General features: G+C 71.8%; 11 protein-coding genes. 6 read left to right on the forward strand and 5 right to left on the reverse strand.

The features are described 5' to 3' along the window. Positions 1-4: 4 nt before the first annotated feature. Positions 5-1159 carry a glycosyltransferase gene (locus AB0L45_RS03320; RefSeq protein WP_365835527.1) on the reverse strand — a complete coding sequence of 385 codons (1155 nt, stop codon included), beginning with the start codon at positions 1157-1159 and terminating at the stop codon, positions 5-7. Further along, on the reverse strand, positions 1146-4127 hold the full coding sequence (locus AB0L45_RS03325; RefSeq protein WP_365835529.1) for a bifunctional glycosyltransferase family 2 protein/CDP-glycerol:glycerophosphate glycerophosphotransferase: 2982 nt from the start codon (positions 4125-4127) through the stop codon (positions 1146-1148). Before AB0L45_RS03325 ends, AB0L45_RS03320 begins: the two co-directional genes overlap by 14 nt. Before the next feature lie 208 nt (positions 4128-4335). Here AB0L45_RS03325 and AB0L45_RS03330 point away from each other — a divergent pair, with 208 nt between their 5' ends. From AB0L45_RS03330 to AB0L45_RS03340, 3 genes are all read left to right on the forward strand, one after another. Continuing rightward, entirely contained in the window at positions 4336-7134 is a 2799-nt protein-coding gene (locus AB0L45_RS03330; protein WP_365835531.1) for a YfhO family protein, read from the forward strand. Between the two features lie 78 nt (positions 7135-7212). Beyond that, positions 7213-8184, forward strand: coding sequence for a glycosyltransferase family 2 protein (locus AB0L45_RS03335; protein WP_365835533.1), 972 nt, complete (start codon positions 7213-7215; stop codon positions 8182-8184). Next, positions 8181-8681: a GtrA family protein gene (locus tag AB0L45_RS03340; RefSeq protein WP_365835535.1), complete on the forward strand. Its 501-nt coding sequence runs from the start codon at positions 8181-8183 to the stop codon at positions 8679-8681. The genes AB0L45_RS03335 and AB0L45_RS03340 overlap by 4 nt, the downstream gene beginning before the upstream one ends. Here the strand turns inward: AB0L45_RS03340 and AB0L45_RS03345 are convergent. Both AB0L45_RS03345 and AB0L45_RS03350 read right to left on the reverse strand, forming a co-directional pair. Then, positions 8651-10915 carry a PIG-L family deacetylase gene (locus AB0L45_RS03345; RefSeq protein WP_365835537.1) on the reverse strand — a complete coding sequence of 755 codons (2265 nt, stop codon included), beginning with the start codon at positions 10913-10915 and terminating at the stop codon, positions 8651-8653. The two genes, AB0L45_RS03340 and AB0L45_RS03345, sit on opposite strands and share 31 nt — an antisense overlap. A 329-nt stretch (positions 10916-11244) precedes the next feature. Beyond that, entirely contained in the window at positions 11245-11877 is a 633-nt protein-coding gene (locus tag AB0L45_RS03350; protein WP_365835539.1) for a TetR/AcrR family transcriptional regulator, read from the reverse strand. Between the two features lie 352 nt (positions 11878-12229). Here AB0L45_RS03350 and AB0L45_RS03355 point away from each other — a divergent pair, with 352 nt between their 5' ends. Next, the gene (locus AB0L45_RS03355) at positions 12230-13177 is read left to right on the forward strand and encodes an ABC transporter permease (RefSeq protein WP_365835541.1); all 948 of its coding nucleotides are present in this window, start codon (positions 12230-12232) and stop codon (positions 13175-13177) included. A gap of 7 nt (positions 13178-13184) precedes the next feature. After that, on the forward strand, positions 13185-13982 hold the full coding sequence (locus tag AB0L45_RS03360; RefSeq protein ID WP_365835652.1) for an ABC transporter ATP-binding protein: 798 nt from the start codon (positions 13185-13187) through the stop codon (positions 13980-13982). Between the two features lie 90 nt (positions 13983-14072). On the opposite strand, the gene AB0L45_RS03365 is transcribed toward AB0L45_RS03360, so the two are convergent. Next, positions 14073-19049, reverse strand: a complete 4977-nt coding sequence (locus tag AB0L45_RS03365) for an NAD-glutamate dehydrogenase (protein ID WP_365835543.1) — start codon at positions 19047-19049, stop codon at positions 14073-14075. Between the two features lie 544 nt (positions 19050-19593). On the opposite strand from AB0L45_RS03365, the gene AB0L45_RS03370 reads away from it, so the two are divergent. Further along, positions 19594-20160: a DJ-1/PfpI family protein gene (locus tag AB0L45_RS03370; protein WP_365835545.1), complete on the forward strand. Its 567-nt coding sequence runs from the start codon at positions 19594-19596 to the stop codon at positions 20158-20160. Positions 20161-20300: the final 140 nt, after the last annotated feature.

The raw sequence follows: 20300 nt of genomic DNA on the forward strand, positions 1-20300 counted from the left end.
TGCCTCAGCGCTCCAGCAAGGCGAAGAGATCTTCCCAGCGCTTGATGATCCGGTCGGTCGAGTAGCGCTGGACGTTCTCCCGCGCCGCCGTGCCGAGGCGGTCGCGCAGTTCCTTGTCGGAGATCAGCGCGTCGATGTGGCGGGCCAGTTCGGTGGTGTTGCCGACCACTGCCAGCAGGCCGTCCTCGCCGTCCCGCACGATCTCGTGCACGCCGGGCGCGCAGTCGAACGCCGCGCACGGCACGCCGCTGGCCATCGCCTCCATCAGGGAGAGCGGGAAGCCCTCGGCCCGGGAGGACTGGGCGAAGACGGACGCGCCGCGCAGCGCCCCTGCCACGTCGTCGGTACGGCCCATGAACTCCACGGACTCCGTCAGGCCGAGCGTGGCGGCCTGCTTCTTCAGCAGGTCCTCGTCGTCACCGGAGCCGTAGATGCGCAGCGTCCAGTCCGGGTGGTCCGGCGCGACCATGGCCCAGGTGTCCAGGAGCAGGTCGACGCCCTTCTCGTCGGAGAGCCGGCCGATGCTGGCGACGACCTTGGCGGTGCGGTCGGAGGGCACCTCGGGCGTCACCGGCAGCGGGTTGGGCATGAAGTCCGCGTTGTCCATGCCCTGGCGGATCCACCGGTCGGCGTCCTCACGGGTCAGGGCGAGCAGCCGGTCCACGTCCTTGTAGTACTTCTTGACCCGCCCGAAGCGCGAGGAGTTGCGGCAGGCGTCGAAGGACTCGTGGGTCATGCCGACGACCGGCAGGCCCGCGGTGTCGGCGAGCGCCACCCACTCCATGGCCCACACCTGCGTCACGATGACCACGCCGCCCGGCCGGGCGCCGCGGAACAGCGCGCTGAGCTTGTCCGCCTGCTGCTGCATCCCGGCCTGGCGGGCGGCGCGCCGCCGCTGCTCGGCGATGTTCAGGCGGCCTTTGAGCCCGCGGGGGGCCGGTACGGCCTGGGGCGGGTGGGCGTCGTAGAGGGTCGTCGTCGCGTACGGCAGGTCGTCGCCGAGGTCAGCGCGCAGTTCCTCGGGGGCCGGTACGACGCCGATGACGTGCACCCGGTGGCCGCCGGCCGTGAAGAGCCGGGCCATCTGGTGCGACCAGGTGGTCACCCCGCCCATCTCGTCGACGTTGTTGGAGACGATGAAGATGTCACGCCCGGTCATGGGCTTCCCCCTTCACGGAAGAACCGCTGTGCGCGGAGCCGGTGATGACGGTGGGGCCGGGCAGCGCGTCGCCGGGCTCCGGGCCGCTGTCCGCGGCGTGGCCGGCGCCGCCTCCGCCGAAGAACCGGTCGACGATCCGGCGGGCCGCGTCGCCCCGGTCGTACTCGCCGAACTCGGCGGTGAAGCGGCGCCGGGCCTCGCGGTGCCCGTCGTCCGCCGCCTTCAGCGCCTCGACGGCCTCGAAGAGTTCCTCGGCCGTGCCCAGGACCGGCCCGGGTGCCTTCTCCTTGAGGTCGAAGTAGGTGCCGCGCGCCTCGTTGGCGTACTCCTCGTAGTCGTACGCGAAGAACAGCATCGGCCGGTCGAGCAGCGCGTAGTCGAACATCACCGAGGAGTAGTCCGTGATCAGGCCGTCGGCCAGCTGGAGCAGCGGGGTGATGTCGTGGTACCCGGTGACGTCGATGACCTTGCCGCGTACGGACGGCGGCAGCACCACGTTGTTCAGGTAGTGCGAGCGCATCAGCAGCACGAAGCGGTCACCGAAGCGCTCGGCGAACTCGTCCACGTCAAAGGGGAGTTCGAAGCCGCGCACCGAGCCGTTGGGGTTGGCACGGAAGGTCGGCGCGTACAGCAGCACCGTCTTGTCGGCGCCGATGCCCAGTTCCTCGGCGAGCGGGCCGCGCTCGCGCACGCCGCTCGCCTCCTCGGCGCGGCGGGTGGCGACCAGTGCGTCGTTGCGCGGGTAGCCGCTGCGCAGCAGCACCTCGTCGCGCAGCCGGAAGGCTTTGGCCAGGGTCCGTACGTCGTGCTCGGAGCGGACCAGGAAGTGGTCGAAGCGGTCCAGGACCTTCTGGAAGTCCGCCTGGGCCGCCCGCGTCCTGAGCTTCATGCGCGGCTCGTCGAAGCCCATGCGCTTGAGGGCTGAGCCGTGCCAGGTCTGGATGTAGGTGGTTTCCGGGCGCTTGACCAGGCGCAGCGGGAAGCCCTGGTTGTCGATCCAGAACTCGGCCTGGGCGAGGGCGCGCAGGTACTGCCAGCTCCAGCGCTTGACGAGGGTGGCGTCCTGGGGGAAGCCGTCCGGCTTCCTGCCGTCGTAGGCCCATACGGCCTCGAATTCGACGCCCTGGCGGCGCATCTCCTCGTAGATGGCGCGGGGGCTGTCGCTGTACTGCTTGCCGAGGTGGCTCTCGAAGACGACCAGGCCCTTGCGGACGGGCAGCTTGCTGAACACCTCGTGGTAGACGCGCAGTTTGGTCTCGCCGGAGTTCAGGTCGCGCTGGGCCTTGCGAGCCTTGCGCACGCCGCTCTTGGCGAGGTCGGCGGCGGGGCTGCGCAGTGCCTGCCGCAGCACCTCGTTGGCGCGCCGGGCCGCCTTGCCCTGGGCGTCCAGGACGAAGGTGAGGTGGCCGCGCTTGGAGGTGGCGGGCTCGACGCGGTCGGAGACCAGCCGGGTGAGCCGGGGGCGGACCCGCAGCGCGTGGGCGCTGTCCAGGTCGACGCCGCCGACGGTCAGGCGGGTGCGGGTGGTGACGCCGTCCACGTCCAGGATCAGCCGGACGTCCCAGACGGCGTCGATCACGCCGAGCGGGCGCAGCCTGCGGGCGAGGTCGAGTTCGGCGTCCCAGTGCAGGCCGTCCGCGGCGATGCGCAGCGAGGTCAGCGGGAAGGAGAAGGTCTGGAGGCTCTTGCGGCGGGCCTTGAGTTCGAGGCGGCCGCGCAGCGGGGTGCCGGGGGCGACCTTGCCGAGCGGGTTGACGACCGTGCCGGCCAGCCGGACCGTGCCGCGTCCGTCGTCCTCGTAGGCGGTGAGCTGGTTGCGCAGGAAGAGCCGGCCGACCGAGCGGGTGTGGTAACCGGCGTCGGTGACGTCCAGGACCCGGCGGCCTTCGGGGTCGTCGAGGTGTTCGGCGCACCAGTAGATACGGCCGTCGCGTTCGGCGAGTGGTGCGGAGAGTTTGTCGCGGTTGATGAGGGTGTCCACCGCGGGCATCAAATTCCGCCAGTCCTCCTTGGCCAGGAGGTAGGCGCAGATCGCCTGAATGCGCTGGACCCGTTCGTACGCTTCGGGGGCGATACCGGCGAGATAGCCGTTGGCCATCCGGGCGAACTCGCGGCGGTACTCCTCGTCCAGCAGTGGAAGATCACGCAGATGCAGCACGAGGTCGTGCTTGAGGAACTTGACGTCCTTGTGGAATTTGAGGTCGGCCAGGCCCTCGCGCTCCAGCAGCTCGTCGACCCGGCGGTGGATCTCCATGCGGTGCGCGAAGTTGGCGATCTCGTGACGCCGGTTGCTGATCGACTTGGTGGCGGCCTTCTCGAAGACGTTCCAGAAGTAGACGTGGTTGGGGATCAGGGTGATCCGGCGGGCCGCCACGTACGCCTGGGCCGAGAAGAGCAGATCCTCGTAGTGGATGCCGACGGGAAAGACGAGCCCGGCCTCCAGGAGGAATTCACGCCGGTAGCACTTGTTGGTCGACAGCGTGTCGAAGACCAGCAGGTCGGGCAATTCGGAAACGGACTCGATGGTGCGGGTCCGGGAGTAGAGCCACGGATACCACTCGGTCTGCTTCTTGTCACGGGAATCGACGTTGACCCGGACGCACATACCGGAGACCAGATCGGCGCCGGTGCGCTCGGCCGCCTCCAGCATGTTGCGGCAGGCGTTCGGCTCCAGCACGTCGTCGCTGTCCAGGAACATCACGTACGTGCCGGTGGCGTGCTGGACGCCGTGGTTGCGGGGCGCTCCGCAGCCGCCGCTGTTCTCCGGCAGCCGCAATGCCCGTACCCGGTCCGGGTGGGCGGCGGCGAGCTGCTGGGCCACGTCGAAGGATCTGTCCGTGCTGCAGTCGTCCACGATCAGAACTTCGACTCCGTGGAGCGTCTGGTCCAGTACGGACCGGACGGCCGTCGGTAGCCGGTCGGCGTCGTTATAGACGATCACGACTACGGAGACGTCAGGCACGGGCACCCCAATCCTCTTTTCATAGCGCTGCGGGATCCCAAAGCTACCTTGGCCGGCGACCGGCCCGGCACGCCGTCGACCGCCGTACGAGCGCACGTTCGCCGCCGCACCTCGCTCTTGTCAAACCGCATTATTGCGGACATTTGGCTTACCGTAGGACTCTCGACCCGGGGACGATCACCCGCATCGAGAACCGGGTCACGACATGCCGTACATGAAAAGCGGATCACCCAAAAGCGGCATCTACTCGCTCAAGACGCAGGTGAGCAGGGAAGCGCGGCGCCCCGTGAATGTGACGATCAAAATGCTGACCGCGTCGGCGGAACGCCTGGTGACGCCACGGTTCGCGCCGCCGTTCGCGGCATTGCTGGCCATGGGTGCCTATTGCCTGGGTATGACGATGCTCGGCAGCTATCCGTTCGGTACCCGCTCCCGTGCCGTGAATGACCTCGGAAATCAGTTCGTACCGTTCCACGCCCATCTGTGGGACCTGTTGCACGGCAGCACCACCGGTGACGTGGTTCTCAACTGGAACAGCGGTTACGGCGTACCGTTTCTGGCCGACTTCCTCACCTATCTGATGAATCCGTTCTCCTGGCTTGTCGGCCTGTTCCCCCGCCACCTGGCCGAGCTGCCGGTGTTCCTCGTCACGCTGGGCTGCATCGGCCTGGGCACCGCGCTGATGACCGTCCTCCTCGGACGGGTGCACCCCGGCTCGCCCTGGCTGCGCGCGCTGCTCGCGGTGGGCTACGGCACCTGCGCCTGGGTGGTGAGCGACGGCACCGCCGACCCCATGTGGATGTGGGGCCTGGTCTCGCTGCCGCTGACCGGCATCGCCGCCGACTGGTGCCTGCGCAGGCGCCGGTGGGTGGCGGGCACCCTGCTCGTCGGCGCGTCCTGGGCCGGGAACTTCTACACGGCGGCGATGGCCACCCTCGCCATGGCCCTGGTGTTCGCCGTACGCCTGCTGCTCGCCACCGATCTGTCCGTACGGCACCGGGTGCGCGCGGCGGCCCGCGCCGCCGCCATGGCGCTGACCGGCATCCTGCTGGCGGCTCCCGCGATCACCGTCACCCTCCAGGCCAGCAAGGCGTCCCGGCCCGCCCCGGAGGCGGTCTACCGGGGCCGGCCGCCGACGCTGGACTTCCTCGCGGAGCTGCTGCCCGGCGGGCGCGGCTCGGTGCCCGCGCCGCACCTGTTCATCGGGATGCTGGGCCTGCTGCTGGTGGCGGCCTTCCCGTTCGTCCGCGCCGTCCCGGTCCGGACGCGCGTCGCCTGGTACGGGCTGGCCGCCTGCGTCGCGGTCTCCTTCGTGTGGAAGCCGACGCTGCTCCTCTGGCACGGTCTCGCGGTCCCCAACGGCAGCCCGTACCGCGCCTCCTTCGTGCTCAGCGCACTCCTGGTGATCATCGCCTGGCTGGCGCTGGCACACCGGCCGCGCCCGCGCGAGCTGGCGGCCGGTGCCGTACTGGTCGCCCTGCTCGCCGCGGTGTGCCACGGCCGCAGTGCGGTCGGCCCGGCCACCTGGATCCTGGTGCCGGTCTGCGGCGCGGTGGTGCTCGCGGCGCTGGTGGCCCTGGCCAGGGACCGCGCGCGCCGTACCGTCCGTATCGCCGTCGCCGCGGCGCTGACCTGCGCGGTCTTCTTCGGCTCGGCCTATGCGGCGTTCTCCGTGACGGCCGAACGGGACCGGCTCGCGTGGTGGGAGCCGAAGATCACGTTCGATGACCGGACCCTGGCCGTCCACCGCGAGATCAGGGCACGCGAGGACTGGCCGCGCTCCCGCACCGACCCTGGCCCGCACGAGTTCGCCAACAACGACCCCCTGCTGCTGGGCGGCCAGGGCGGCTCCTACTACAGCAGCTACGTACCGGAACTGACCGCGCGCACGCTGCGCGAGATGGGCGGCGGCTGGTACATCCACGGGCGCCACCTCCGCAGCATGGAGGACCCGGTCAGCCGCGCGGTCCTGGGGGTGAGCACCTTCCGGACCGGTCCACAGGCCGGGCCGGTCGATGTGGGGCGGGCCGCTGCCGCGCCCCTGCTGACCGTACGGCCCAGGCTGCGGGCGGACGGCCTGGACCAGCGGCGGCGCGGGGCTGCCGCGCGCGGCATCGACGTACGCGCCGACCCGCGGGTCGGCGGCGGCTCGGTCTTCGCCCGCCAGGAACGGCTGCTGGGGGCGCGGGTGTACGAGGTGCCCGAGCTGCGTCTGGCGGGCGGGGGCAGCGGCGGGTCCGGGGGCCCCGCCGCGGGGAGCCGTTCGGTGGCGGGGCCGCCGTGGACCGGAGCCTTCGGAGCCGGGCCGGTCGTGCCCGGGCCGTCGGGCGGGTCCGTGCGGCCGGTTCCACGCCTGGTGGACGGCGAGTGGCGGCTGCCGGCCACCCGCCGGGGCGGTGCGGCCGTCTTCTCCGCCCGGTGCGCGCCGGGCTCCGAGGCCTTCTGGTACGCGCCCTGGTACCACGGCAAGGTACGGGCCCTCGGCCATACCTCCCCGGGGTTCGGCATCCGGGAGACGACCGCGAACCCGGTCAGGGGCCTGGGCACGGTCCCGGCCGACGGGCGGCTGACGGTGTCCTTCAGCAACCCCAAGGCCCAGCGCGTCCCCGGCCGCCCGGTCGGCTGCCTGAGCCGCGCGAAGCTCGCCGCCGCCGTCGCCGGCCTGCGGAAACAGGCTCCGGTACGGCTCTCGTCGAGCGGCCACGGGCTGGCCGCCGAGCTGCCCGCGCACAGCACCGGTACGGCTGTCCTCGCGGTCCCCGCCGTCACCGGCTGGGGCTGCCGGGTGGACGGCGGCGCCTGGCGTGCCCCGCACTCGTTCGGCGGCCTGCTCGCCGTACCGCTCACCGCCGGCGCCACGCGGCTGGACTGTTCGTACCGCCCGCCCGGGCTGCTGCCGGGCCTGGCGGTGAGCGGCGCGGCGCTGGGGGTGCCGGTCGTGGTGGCCGCCGTCTGCGCCGTGCGGCGGCGCCGGGGCGAGGCGCGCCGCCCGGCCTCCCCGCTCGAATCGTGACATTTCGCCTGATTAGTAGAATTACGCCTGGGACGTGGTGGCTCCCGCCGCGCTCCGCCCCGGCGAAAGGGCCCCTACATGAAGCTCTCGGTCGTTGTCCCCTGTTACGACGAAGAGGAAGTCATCGGGCGCTTCGACGAGGAGATCCGCACGGTGCTCGGCACCCTCGCCGTCGAGTACGAGCTGTGCTACGTCGACGACGGCAGCACCGACGGCACACTGCACCGGATACGCACCCTCGCCCAGCAGCACCGCCCCACCACCCGCTACCTCTCCTTCAGCCGCAACTTCGGCAAGGAGTCCGCGATGCTCGCGGGCCTGAAGGAGGCCACCGGCGACGCCGTGATCCTCATGGACGCCGACCTCCAGCACCCGCCCCAGCTCATCGAAAAGATGCTCGACCTCTACCAGCTCGGCCACGACCAGGTCGTCGCCAAGCGCAGCCGGGACGGCGACAGACCCCTGCGCAGCGTGTGCAGCCGGCTGTACTACCGCGCCGTCAACAAATGGGTCGACGTGGAACTGGCCGACGGCGTCGGCGACTTCCGGCTGCTGTCGCGCACCGCCGTGGACGCGCTGGTCTCGCTGCCCGAATGCAACCGCTTCTCCAAGGGCCTGTTCTCCTGGATAGGCTTCGACACCGTCACCTTCGACTACCGCAACGCCCAGCGCGGGGGCGGCACCACCAAATGGCGCTTCGGCTCCCTGGTCAACTACGGCATCGACGGGATGATCTCCTTCAACTGCCGCCCGCTGCGGGCGGCGATCTACGCGGGCCTGAGCCTGGCCGCGCTGGCCGCCGCGTACGCCCTGTGGATCGTCGGCGCCGCGGTCGCCGGCGGCATCACCGCCCCCGGCTATGTGACCCTGGTGGCGATCATCGTGGGCCTGGGCGGCCTCCAGATGGTGATGCTCGGCCTGATCGGCGAGTACATCGGCCGCATCTACTACGAGACCAAGCGCCGCCCGCACTTCCTGGTCAAGGAGACCAACGGGACGACGCCCACGCACACCCCCACGGCCCGGGTCGCCGGGCGGACGCGCCGATGAGGCGTCGGCCGGGCCGCCGGCCGCGCCCGGGGCGGCCGCAGCTGGGCCGGCTGCTGCGCTTCGCCGTCGTCGGCGGCGTCAACACGCTGACCTTCTACGGCTGCTACCTGGCGCTGCACCCCTGGCTGCCGTACTTCGCCGCCTACACGATCGCGTTCGTCCTCAGCATGGTCGGCTCGTTCTTCCTGAACACCTACTTCACCTACCGCACCCGGCCCAGCTGGCCGAAGTTCCTGCTCTTCCCGCTGACCCAGGTCACCAACTACGTCGTCCAGAGCGCCGGCCTGGTCGTACTGGTGAACTGGTGCGGCCTCGGCACCCGTGTCGCACCGCTGGCCGCCGCGGTGCTCGCGATCCCGTTCACCTATCTGGTCTCCACCCGCATCCTCCTGCCACGGCGGCCGCGGACCCGCGGCACGGACGCCCCTCCGGACGGCGAAGGGGACGGCCGTACGGGTGACGAGGCTCAGCCGGTGCGCTTCGCCGGGCCGGTCTGACCCCGGGGCGCCGGCTGGGCCGTCCACTTCTGGAACGCGCCGTCCGCCCCCGCGTACCGCTGCCGCACCACGTGCAGCCGCCCGTCGTTGCCGAGGACGGCCAGCACCGCGCGCCCGTCCGTGTCCTGCCCGACGGCCGCCGCGCCCGAGTGCGGCACCTCCCCCGTCAGCCAGCGGCCCGGCGCCTCCTCGCCCGAGTCGCTGAGCGCGTACCGCAGCAGGCCCGCGTCGTCCCGGCCCGCGAGCACCACCGTCCGGGCGGGCTTGCCGACGGCCGCCGCGGCCACCCGCCCGTACCCGCCGACCGGCTCGTACCGCGCCGGCGTCCGCCAGGACCCGGGCCGCGGCCGCCGCACGGCCAGCAGCACCTGCGCCGTACGGCTCTGCCGGTACGCCAGGCGCACCTCCCCGCCGCCCAGCGGCACCAGGCTCAGCGGGCCTCCGGGCTCGGGCAGACCGGTGTCCCCGGTGGGCTCCGGTATCTGCCCCGCCTCCTTCGACATCCAGTGGTGCACGGCCCGGTCGCCGGGCGCCACGACGTGCACCAGCCCCTCGGAGTCCACGCACGCGTCCAGCCCGTCGACGAGGCGCGGCACCCGGCCGCCCGCGGGGGCCGCCGGCGCTTCCAGGTGCCGCCACAGCGACCAGTCGCCGCCCTGGGGGCCGCTGCGGTAGGCAATGCCGCCGTTCCAGTCGCGGGCGAAGACGTGCACCGTGCCGTCCCGGCCGACCGCCGCCGCCGGGAAGCCCGTCTCCAGGGACGCGACCGGGGCGGCGTCCGGTGTGCCCAGCGACTCCCACGGCCCGAAGGCCGGCACACCGTTGCGCGCGGTGCCGTTCTGCCGGGCGGTCAGCAGCTCGCGGCGGTGCGCGTGGTTGCGGGCCGGCAGGACCGTACGGGAGGCGAAGAGCTGGAGCGCGCCCCCGGGGTGACTCACGGCGTGGATCTGGCCCTGGAGGAAGCCGCCACCGAGCCGGTGCGGGCCGCTGAAGGTGCCGTTGCCCGGCGCGGTCTCGGCCCAGCACACGGCGGTGCCGTCCAGGACGGCGAAGGCGGCGAGCCGGCCGTCCTTCAGGGGCCGCAGCCAGCTGTTCGAGCCGGGGGCCCGCAGCCGGGTGCTGCGCGTCCAGTCGCGCGACCAGCCGTCCAGCGCCGTGCCGCCGACCTTGCGGTCGCCGCAGCCCGCCCGGTCACCGCAGTCGCGGCCGTCCGCCCAGCCGTAGACGGACAGCAGCTCGGCCTTGCGCCGGGCGGTCGGCAGGTCGACGTTGTTGGGCAGGACGCCTGCCTCGTACCCGATGTAGTGCTCCACGACGGTGGGGCGGCCGGGCTCGCGGTCCCAGTAGCCCGCCAGCGCCGCCTGCGTGAAGTACGCCGAGGCGATGTGGTCCTGATGGTCGTAGTACAGGAGCCCGCGCACCTTCGGGTCGCCGTCGGGCGGCGGCTGGTGCGGGGCGTGCACCGCGTTCGGGTCGAGGGTGCGCACCACGGTGGGCCGGACCCGTTCCAGCAGCGCGATCAGCGAGTCGACGAGCTGCTGGCGGGTGTACTGGAACGTGCGCTGTACGGGGGTGTCCTCCGGGCGCAGCGTGGGCAGCGTGTCGACGGCGCCGAGCCACAGGCCGCGCAGGCTCCGCGCGCGCGGCTGGGAGACGGTCCGGGCCTCCACCAGCTCCAGGAAGACGAGCTGGTGGTGCGGCGCGGCACGCAGCGTCTGCATCTCGGCCTGGAAGCCGGGCAGCAGGGAGACGGCCTCCACGTCCCAGGGGCTGAGCGGGTCGCCGGTGGCCATCACCGCGTGCGCGGCCCGCAGCCCGTTCGTACGGGCCCGCGCGAACGCCGGGCGGTCGCGCGGCGGCATACGGGCCCCACGCCCGTGCTCGGCGGTGTTGCGGCCGTCCGACTCACCGCCGGTCAGACACACCGTCACCGAGCGGGCGCCGCTGCGCAACGACTGCTCCAGCGCCGGGTTCATGAAGTACAGGGAGTCGTCGGCGTGCGCGATGACGTGCAGGAACGCCTGCTCCGCACCGGACGCGGCGGCCTCCCGTCCGCGCGCCGTGCCGGTGCGCTGCGACAGCGGCGCGCCCGGCCCGCACCAGGCCCAGACCCCGGCGCCGGCCGTGACCGCGGCCGCGCCGCCCCCGGCTACCTGGAGCAGCCGCCGCCGGGACGGCCCGGACGGGGGCGTCGGGTGCGCCGGGGGCGTTGGGTGCGTCGGGTGCGTCGGCACAAGGCAGGCCCTCCACGGCGCCCGGTGACGCCCCACTCGTAACCGTCCGGCTCACACCGGGATGAGCCACCGCGCGCACTGCACCTCTTCAGTATTCGGGCGGGGGGCGCGCGGCGCTCGTCTGATTGGTCCGGGGTTGGGGGTGGGGACGGGGCGGGGGCGGAGGTTGGGAGGGGGCCGGGAGCCGGGGGCCGGGGCCGGGCCGGCGCGGAGGGCCGGGCCGACGCGGGGGCGGGCCGACGCGGGGAGGGGGCGGGCCGACGGGTGGCCGGGTCACGATGGCCGGGTCACGGTGATCGAGTCACGGTGATCGAGTCACGATGGCCAGGTCACGCCTCCAGGGCCGATGCCACCGCGAGGGCCAGTTCGTCCAAGTAGCTCTTCGGGAGTTCGTCGCGTACGACCATCAGGCGCCAGTAGAGCGGTCCGGTCATCAGGTCCAGGGCCAGGCGCGCGTCGGCGTCCGGGCGCAGCTCGCCGCGTGCGACCGCGCGGGCCACCATCGCCGTCGCGACGCCCTGCTGGCTGTCGAGCAGGGCAGTGCGCAGCGCTTCGGCGATCTCCGGGCTGCGGGCGGCCTCGGCCAGCAGGTCCGGGATGATCTGCGACGCCATCGGGTGCCGCAGCGCACGGGCCGCGACCTCCAGCAGCATCCGTACGTCGCCGCGCAGCGACCCGGTGTCCGGTGCGGGCAGCCCCTCGGCGGCCACCGCGGACACCACGTCCAGCACGAGGTGCAGCTTGGAGCGCCACCGCCGGTAGACGGCGGTCTTGCCGACGCCCGCCCGCCGGGCGATGCCCTCGATGGACATCCGCGCGAACCCCACCGCCGCGAGTTCCGCGAAGACCGCGGCGCGGATCGCCTCGGTCTTCTCCTCACGCAGTACGGCGGCCCCGGCCGGCGCCCGCCGCCCGCCCGGCACGCCCGGCGCCCTGGTCATATCACTGCCGTCCTTTGCCATGTCTTGATCGTAGCGGCGCGACGGGACGGCTCCGTCGCGACGGGACGGCTGCGTTTCGACGAAACGTGTACGTCACGACGGAACGGTCGCTTCTCGACGGGACGGTCGCGCCACGACGGAACGGTCGCGTCACGACGACACGCCTTCGCCGCGGCGATACGCCTCCGCCACGACGTGGCGGCCACGTCACGACGAAACGCCCCCGCCACGTCGAAACGGCCACGTCACGACGAGACGGTTGCGTTTCGACGTGGCTCAGTCGTACGCTCGGCACCGTCACGACGAAACGGGAGCGTTCTGACGTCGGCCGACGTAACGGAGCGCCGCCCTCACGCCCGGAGGCGACCGCCCCATGCCCCAGACCCTCGCCCCGCCGGCCCGCGCCTCCGAGGCGCCACCTGCGCCCCCGACCACCGTCCAGGCCGCCGCCCCGCCCGATCCGGGCCTGCGGGCGCTGGCGGAGCAGTACGGCCTGACCGTCAGCGGTGCCCGCCCGCCGCTGCGCGAGTACACCCGCCGCCTGTGGGCGCGCCGCCACTTCATCGCGTCCTTCGCCACCGCCCGGCTGACCGCCATGTACACCACGGCGCGCCTGGGCCAGCTCTGGCAGGTGATGACCCCGCTGCTCAACGCGGGCGTGTACTACTTGATCTTCGGCGTGCTGCTGCACACCAGCCGTGGCATCCCGAACTTCATCCCGTTCCTGTGCACCGGCGTCTTCGTCTTCACGTTCACCCAGTCCACGGTCCTGGCCGGCACCCGCGCCGTCTCCGGCAGCATCGGCCTGGTGCGGGCCCTGCACTTCCCGCGCGCCGCGCTGCCCGTCGCGCACACCCTCATCCAGCTCCAGCAGCTCATCTGTTCCATGGGTGCACTGGCGGCCATCGTGCTGATCTGCGGCGTGCCCGTGACGTGGCACTGGCTGCTGATGGTGCCCGCGCTGCTGCTCCAGTCGGTCTTCAACACCGGCCTGGCCCTGGTGATGGCCCGGATCGGCGCGAAGACCACGGACACCGCGCAGCTGATGCCGTTCGTGCTGCGCACCTGGATGTACGTCTCCGGCGTCTTCTACAACCTCTCCACGTTCACCAGCACCGCGCCGCACGCCGTCGCGGTCGCCTTGAACTGCAACCCCGCCCTGATCTACATCGACCTGATGCGCTACGCCCTGATCGACACGGTGCGCGCACAGGACCTGCCGCCGCACGTGTGGCCGCTGGCCCTCGGCTGGGCCCTGCTGGCCGGCGTCGCCGGATACGTCTTCTTCTGGAAGGCCGAGGAGGAGTACGGCCGTGGCTGAGACCACCATGGAACGCCCGCCCGCCGGCCACGCCGCCCCCGCCGGCGACCGCGCCCCCACTGTCATCTGCGACAACGTCCACATCGTCTACAAGGTGTACGGCGGCGGTACGGGCAAGGGCAGCGCTACGGCCGCCCTCCAGCGGCTGGTGCGCCGCAGGCCCGCCGCCGGGGTGCGCGAGGTGCACGCCGTCAAGGGCGTCACCTTCGTCGCCCGTAAGGGGGAGGCGATCGGCCTGATCGGCTCGAACGGCTCGGGGAAGTCCACACTGCTGCGCGCCGTCGCCGGACTGCTCCCGCCCGCCGCCGGCCGCGTCTACACCCACGGCCAGCCGTCACTCCTGGGGGTGAACGCGGCCCTGATGAACGATCTGACCGGCGAGCGCAATGTCGTCCTGGGCGGCCTGGCCATGGGCATGTCCCGTGAGGAGATCCGCAACCGCTACCCGGGCATCGTCGACTTCTCCGGCATCAACGACAAGGGCGACTTCATCTCGCTGCCGATGCGCACGTACTCCTCCGGCATGGCGGCCCGGCTGCGCTTCTCCATCGCCGCGGCGAAGAGCCACGACGTCCTGATGATCGACGAGGCCCTGGCCACCGGCGACCGCGCCTTCCAGCAGCGCTCCGAGGCCCGCATCCGCGAGCTCCGCGCGGAGGCCGGCACGGTCTTCCTGGTCAGCCACAACAACAAGGCCGTCCGCGACACCTGCGACCGCGTGCTGTGGCTGGAGAAGGGCGAACTGGTGATGGACGGCCCTACGGAGGAGGTCGTCACGGCGTACGAGAAGGGCGCCCGCCCCTGACCTCACGCCGAGGCGAACGCACCGTCCCCGAACGCGCCGCGGCGCGGCCCGGCAGTGCCGGACCGCGCCGCTCGTACGACGGGGTGCGCGTCAGCTGTGCGTGCGCAGCAGCGTCCGCATCGTCCGCATCGCGACCGACAGGTTCGCCAGGTCGAAGCCCTCCGACCCGTGGATCTCCTCCAGCGTGGTCCGCGCGCGGCCCAGGATCGCCGCGTTCTTCTCCTCCCACGCCTTGAACCGCTCCTCCGGCGTCGCGGAGTCACTGCCCACCGACAGCACGTCGCTGGTCAGCGCGGCGTGCGCGGCGAACAGGTCCTCGCGGATGGAGGCGCGGGCCATCGACTGCCACCGGTCGTTGCGCGGCAGTTCCAGAATGCGGTCCAGGAGCTGGTTGATGCGCAGCCGGTCGCCCAGGTCGTAGTACACCTCGGCGACGTCCAGCGGCTTCTTGCCGGTGCGGTCCGCGATGGCGACGATGTCCAGCGCGGGGAAGGCCGAGGAGAACCCGGCCACCCGGGTGGCCAGCTCCGCCGGCACGCCGGCCTCGGTCAGCTCGTCCAGGATGCGCTGGTGCCACTCCAGGTCGCTGCCGCACAGCAGCTTGGGCAGTTCGGCCCAGACCCCGGCGACCCGCTCCGCGAAGAAGTCGATGGTCTCGGAGAGTTCCAGCGGCTGCGGGCGGTTGTTGAGCAGCCAGCGGGTGCCGCGCTCCACCAGGCGCCGGGAGTGCAGCCGGATACGGGTCTGCACGTCGGCGGCGACGATGTTGTCCAGCGCCTCGACGTCGTCCCAGACCGACCCGAGCCCGAAGATCGCGCGGGCCGCGGTGTGCGCCCGTACGACCTCTTCGAGCGAGGCGCCGGTCTCCTCCCGCATGCGGTGCAGGAAGCTCGTACCGCCGGAGTTGACGGTGTCGTTCACCAGCACGGTCGTGACGATCTCGCGGCGCAGCGCGTGCGCGTCGACCTGGTCGGCGAACTTCTCCCGCAGCGCGCTGGGGAAATATGCGTGCAGCAGGCGCTGGAGGTACGGGTCGTCCGGCAGCCCGGTCTGGATCAGCGCGTCGGAGACCGTGATCTTCGTGTACGCGAGGAGCACGGCGGTCTCGGGCTGCGACAGACCGCGCCCGGCGTTCAGCCGCTCCTTGATCTGGCGGTCGCTGGGCATGAATTCCAGCCCCCGGTCCAGGTGCCCGTCGCGCTCCAGGCGCCGGATGAAGCGCTGCTGGGCGGGGAGCATGCTCGCGGACTGCGCCTGCGCCAGCGAGAGCGCGATGTTCTGCGCGTAGTTGTTGCGCAGCACCAGCGCGCCGACCTCGTCGGTCATCGCGGCCAGCAGCTTGTTGCGCTGCTTGACCGTCAGGTCACCGTCACCGACGACCGAGTTGAGCAGGATCTTGATGTTCACCTCGTGGTCGGAGGTGTCCACACCGGCGCTGTTGTCGATCGCATCGGTATTGATCTTGCCGCCGTTCTGGGCGAACTCGATCCGGCCGAGCTGGGTCAGACCCAGGTTGCCGCCCTCGCCGACGACCTTGACCCGCAGGTCCTCGCCGTTGACGCGGATCGCGTCGTTGGACTTGTCGCCCACGTCCGCGTGCGACTCGGCCGACGACTTCACGTACGTACCGATGCCGCCGTTCCACAGCAGGTCCACCGGCGCCCCGAGGATCGCCCGCATCAGGTCGGCCGGCGTCATCTTCTTGACGCCCGCCTCCAGGCCGAGGGCGGCCCGGACCTGCGCGTTGATCGGGATCGACTTGGCGGTGCGGGGGTGGATGCCGCCGCCCTGCGACAGCAGCTCGGTGTCGTAGTCCGCCCACGAGGAGCGCGGCAGCTCGAACAGGCGGCGGCGCTCGGCGTACGAGGTGGCCGCGTCCGGGTTCGGGTCGAGGAAGATGTGCCGGTGGTCGAACGCGGCGACCAGCCGGATGTGCTCGCTCGCCAGCATGCCGTTGCCGAACACGTCACCGGACATGTCACCGACACCCACGACGGTGAAGTCCTCGGTCTGGGTGTTGACGCCCAGCTCGCGGAAGTGCCGCTTGACCGACTCCCAGGCGCCGCGGGCGGTGATGCCCATGCCCTTGTGGTCGTAGCCCGCGCTGCCGCCGGACGCGAACGCGTCACCGAGCCAGAAGCCGTACGACTCGGCGACCTCGTTGGCGATGTCGGAGAACGTCGCGGTGCCCTTGTCGGCCGCGACGACGAGGTACGTGTCGTCCTCGTCGTGCCGTACGACGTCCGCGGGGTGCACGACCTCGCCGCCCACCAGGTTGTCGGTGATGTCCAGCAGGCCGGAGATGAACGTCTTGTAGCAGGCGATGCCCTCGGCCAGCCACGCGTCCCGGTCCACCGACGGGTCCGGCAGCCGCTTGCCGACGAAGCCGCCCTTGGCGCCCACCGGCACGATGACGGTGTTCTTGACCATCTGCGCCTTGACCAGGCCGAGCACCTCCGTACGGAAGTCCTCGCGCCGGTCCGACCAGCGCAGCCCACCGCGCGCGACCTTGCCGAAGCGCAGGTGGACACCCTCGACGCGCGGCGAGTACACCCAGATCTCGTACGCCGGGCGCGGCGCCGGCAGGTCCGGGATGGCCTGCGGGTCCAGCTTCATCGACAGGTAGGAGTGCGGCTGCCCGTCGTTGTCCTTCTGGTAGTGGTTGGTGCGCAGCGTCGCCTTGATGACGGTGAGGAACGACCGCAGGATGCGGTCCTCGTCCAGGCTCGCGACCTGGTCCAGTGCCCCGTCCAGCTCCTCCAGCAGCCCGTCGGTCAGCTCGGTGCCGGCCCGCTGCCGCTCCGGCGACATCCGCGCCTCGAAGAGGCTGACCAGCAGCCGGGTGGTGTGGACGTTGTTGGAGAGGGTGTCCTCCATGTACGTCTGGCTGAAGGTCGAACCGGCCTGCCGCAGGTACTTGGCGTACGCGCGCAGCACCATCGCCTGGCGCCAGTTCAGCCCGGCCCGCAGCACCAGCTTGTTGAAGTTGTCGCTCTCCGCGCGGCCGGTCCACACCGCCGTGAAGGTGTCCTGGAACCGCTCGCGCGCGTCGTCACCGTTCATCCGCTCGGGGATGCGCAGCCCGAAGTCGTAGATCCAGGCGGTGGTGCCGTCGGTGCAGCGCAGCTCGTGCGGGCGCTCGTCGACGACCTCGACGCCGAGGCGGTTCAGCAGCGGCAGGACCTTGGACAGCGAGACCGGCTCACCGGTGCGGTAGATCTTGAAGCGGCGCTCGTCCGGGCCCGCGCCGACCGGCTCGTACAGGCTGACCTCGAAGTCGCTGCCGCCCTTCGCCGTCAGCTTCTCCAGGTGCTGGAGGTCGGCGACCGCGCTGCGCGGCGGGTTGTCGGCCTTGTAGCCCTCGGGGAAGGCGTGGTTGTAGCGGCGCAGCAGCTCGGCGGCCTTCTCCTCGCCGACCTCGGCGGTCAGCGCCTCGGCGAAACCGTCGGCCCAGGACCGGGCGGCCTCGACCAGGCGCGCCTCGATGCGCTCGGCGTCCGCGTCGGTGAGGTCCGGCAGCGTCGCGCCGGGCTGCACCCGCACGACGAAGTGCAGCCGGGACAGGATCGACTCGGTGTTCCAGGCGGTGAAGTCGACGCTGGTGCCGCCCAGTTCCTCCTTGAGGATGTCAATCAGCCGCAGCCGTACGCCGGTGGTGTAGCGGTCGCGCGGCAGGTAGACCAGCGCCGAGTAGTAGCGCCCGTACTCGTCCTGGCGCAGGTACAGCCGCAGCCGGCGGCGCTCCTGGAGGTACAGGACGCTGGTGACGATGGACTGGAGCTGGTCGACGCGCGTCTGGAACAGCTCGTCGCGCGGGTAGGTCTCCAGGATCTGCAGCAGGTCGCGGCCGTCGTGGCTGTTGGCGGTGAAGCCCGCGGCGTCCAGCACCTCGGCGACCTTGCGGCGGATGACCGGCACCCGGCGTACGGACTCGGTGTACGCGGCCGACGAGAACAGGCCGAGGAAGCGGCGCTCACCGACGACGTTGCCCTGGGCGTCGAACTTCTTGACGCCCACGTAGTCCAGGTACGAGGGGCGGTGCACGGTGGAGCGGCTGTTGGCCTTGGTCAGGATCAGCAGCCGGTGCTCGCGGGCCTTGGCGCGCGCGTCCTTGGGGAGCCGGTTGAAGGACGGGGAGACGGGGTGGCCGTCGTCGCCGTCGCTGTGCGCGGGGTCGGAGCGCAGGATGCCCAGGCCGGTGCCGGGCACCGCGGTCAGCACGTCCTCCTCGGCGCCGGACTCACCGGGGACCGCGGTCAGCTCGTACTCGCGGTAACCGAGGAACGTGAAGTGGTCGGCGGCCAGCCAGCGCAGCAGCTCGCGGGCCTCGTCGACCTCCTGGTCGCGCAGGTCGTCGGCGGTCGGCTCGGTGGGCAGCTCGTCGGCGATGCGCAGCGCGGCGTCGCGCATCTTCTCCCAGTCCTCGACGGCCTCGCGCACGTCGGAGAGCACCCGCAGCAGGTCCTTGGTGATCTGCTTGAGGTCGGCGCGGTCGGTCTCCCGGTCGATCTCCACGTGGATCCAGGACTCGACCAGCGCGTCGTGCGGCAGGTCCCGGCCCTTGCCCTTGCCCGCCTTGTCCTTGCCGGTGCGGCCGTGCAGGTCGCACGTGTTGTCGAGGACCTCGATCAGCTTGCCGGTCACGTCCCGGCGGACGATCACCTGCGGGTGGATCACCACGTGGATGCCGCGGCCCTGACGCGACAGCTCATTGGTGACCGAGTCCACGAGGAAGGGCATGTCGTCGGTGACGACCTCCACGACGGAGTGGCTGCACGTCCAGCCGTTCTCCTCGACCGTCGGGGTGTGCACCCGGACGTTGGCGGTGCCCTGCGGCCGATTCTCGGCCAGCCGGTAGTGGGAGAGCGCGGCGCCGAAGACGTCCACCGGGTCGCGGCCGGTCAGGTCCTCCGGCGCGGTGTGCAGGTAGTAGCGCTGGAGGTATCCCAGGAGGGTGTCCGGGTCGAGTCCCTGCACCGGTGCCTGTCCCCCGGCCGGGCTGCTTTCAGCGACCCGGGCGGCCCGCGCGAGCAGCTCGGTCTTGGCTTCGTCCAGCTTGGTCTGCATGTCCTCTGGCTCCTGTCGCGCGCCGTTGCGTGACGTCGTGGATGAACTCCGTGGAAGCTGCACGACGCCGGCACGACCGGTGAGGGTTCCCCCGCCGCAACGCGGGGAAGTGTCCGGTCGGGGACGACGCTGTGCCGCGATGAGCGCTGACCGGACCGCTCAGCGCCGACCCGGTCGGGGTCGGCCTTCGGTCCCGGTCGCAACGATCAGCGGCCGCCCGGTCATCGTGCTGTCCCGGGCGCACGGCGAGGGCCTCGATGCCCCCGCGGGTTATCGCGCTGATCACGATGCAAGGCTATCGCTCTCGGCCGGGGTGCCGTCATGGTCCAGCTGTGTACAAAACCACTAGCCGAAATTTGACGATCCGGACAGCGACGGGGACAGCCGCCGCCACCCCTGGAATCCCACGGTATCCCGCGGGGGCTTGGCAAGGACGGCGATCCGGAGGACGTTGAGCGGGACAGGTGAGGAACGGACCACGGCGCGCGGATGTGACGAACAGCACGTCCGCGCGGGGTACGCGACCCGAGCGGAGGTGGACGGCATGGCCGCCAAGATCCTGATCGTGACCGGCGACGCGGCGGAGTCCCTGGAGGTCCTCTACCCCTTCCAGCGGCTGCGCGAGGAGGGCTACGACGTGCACATCGCGGCGCCCGCCCGTAAGACGCTGCGCCTGGTCGTGCACGACTTCGAACCGGGGTTCGACACCTACACCGAGAAGCCCGGCTACACCTGGCCCGCCGACCTGGCCTTCTCCGAGGTCGACCCGGGGCAGTACGCCGCACTCGTGGTGCCCGGCGGGCGGGCGCCCGAATACCTGCGCAACGACCCCGAGCTGCGCAAGCTCGTGAAGTCCTTCTTCGACGCGGACAAGCCGGTCGCGCAGATCTGCCACGGGCCGCTGCTGACCGCCGCGATCGGCGGCCTCAACGGGCGCCGGGTCACCGCCTACCCCGCCCTGGAAATGGACATGCAGGCCGCCGGTGCCACCTTCCGGGACGCCGAGGTCGTCGTGGACGGCACCCTGGTCTCCTCCCGCGCCTGGCCGGACCACTCCGGGTGGATGCGCGAGTTCATCGCGGTACTGCGGGCCAAGGCACCGGTGACGTGATCCTTGCCGGGCGGGCCGGTCCGGACGGAGCCGGGCGGGCCGGTCCGTACGGGGCCGGTCCGGATGAGGCCGGGCGGGCTGGTCCGTACGGGGCCGGGGTCCGGGGCGGTGCGCGGTCCGGCGGGCGGCCAGGCGTGCGG

The sequence above is a fragment of the Streptomyces sp. NPDC052496 genome, from assembly GCF_040679095.1.
In the GTDB taxonomy this organism is placed as follows: domain Bacteria; phylum Actinomycetota; class Actinomycetes; order Streptomycetales; family Streptomycetaceae; genus Streptomyces.

Coding starts and splice junctions, on each gene's coding strand:
- AB0L45_RS03320 (WP_365835527.1), bottom strand. CDS start 1,159: ATGACCGGGCGTGACATCTTCATCGTCTCCAACAACGTCGACGAGATG.
- AB0L45_RS03330 (WP_365835531.1), top strand. CDS start 4,336: ATGAAAAGCGGATCACCCAAAAGCGGCATCTACTCGCTCAAGACGCAG.
- AB0L45_RS03335 (WP_365835533.1), top strand. CDS start 7,213: ATGAAGCTCTCGGTCGTTGTCCCCTGTTACGACGAAGAGGAAGTCATC.
- AB0L45_RS03340 (WP_365835535.1), top strand. CDS start 8,181: ATGAGGCGTCGGCCGGGCCGCCGGCCGCGCCCGGGGCGGCCGCAGCTG.
- AB0L45_RS03350 (WP_365835539.1), bottom strand. CDS start 11,877: ATGGCAAAGGACGGCAGTGATATGACCAGGGCGCCGGGCGTGCCGGGC.
- AB0L45_RS03355 (WP_365835541.1), top strand. CDS start 12,230: ATGCCCCAGACCCTCGCCCCGCCGGCCCGCGCCTCCGAGGCGCCACCT.
- AB0L45_RS03360 (WP_365835652.1), top strand. CDS start 13,185: ATGGAACGCCCGCCCGCCGGCCACGCCGCCCCCGCCGGCGACCGCGCC.
- AB0L45_RS03365 (WP_365835543.1), bottom strand. CDS start 19,049: ATGCAGACCAAGCTGGACGAAGCCAAGACCGAGCTGCTCGCGCGGGCC.
- AB0L45_RS03370 (WP_365835545.1), top strand. CDS start 19,594: ATGGCCGCCAAGATCCTGATCGTGACCGGCGACGCGGCGGAGTCCCTG.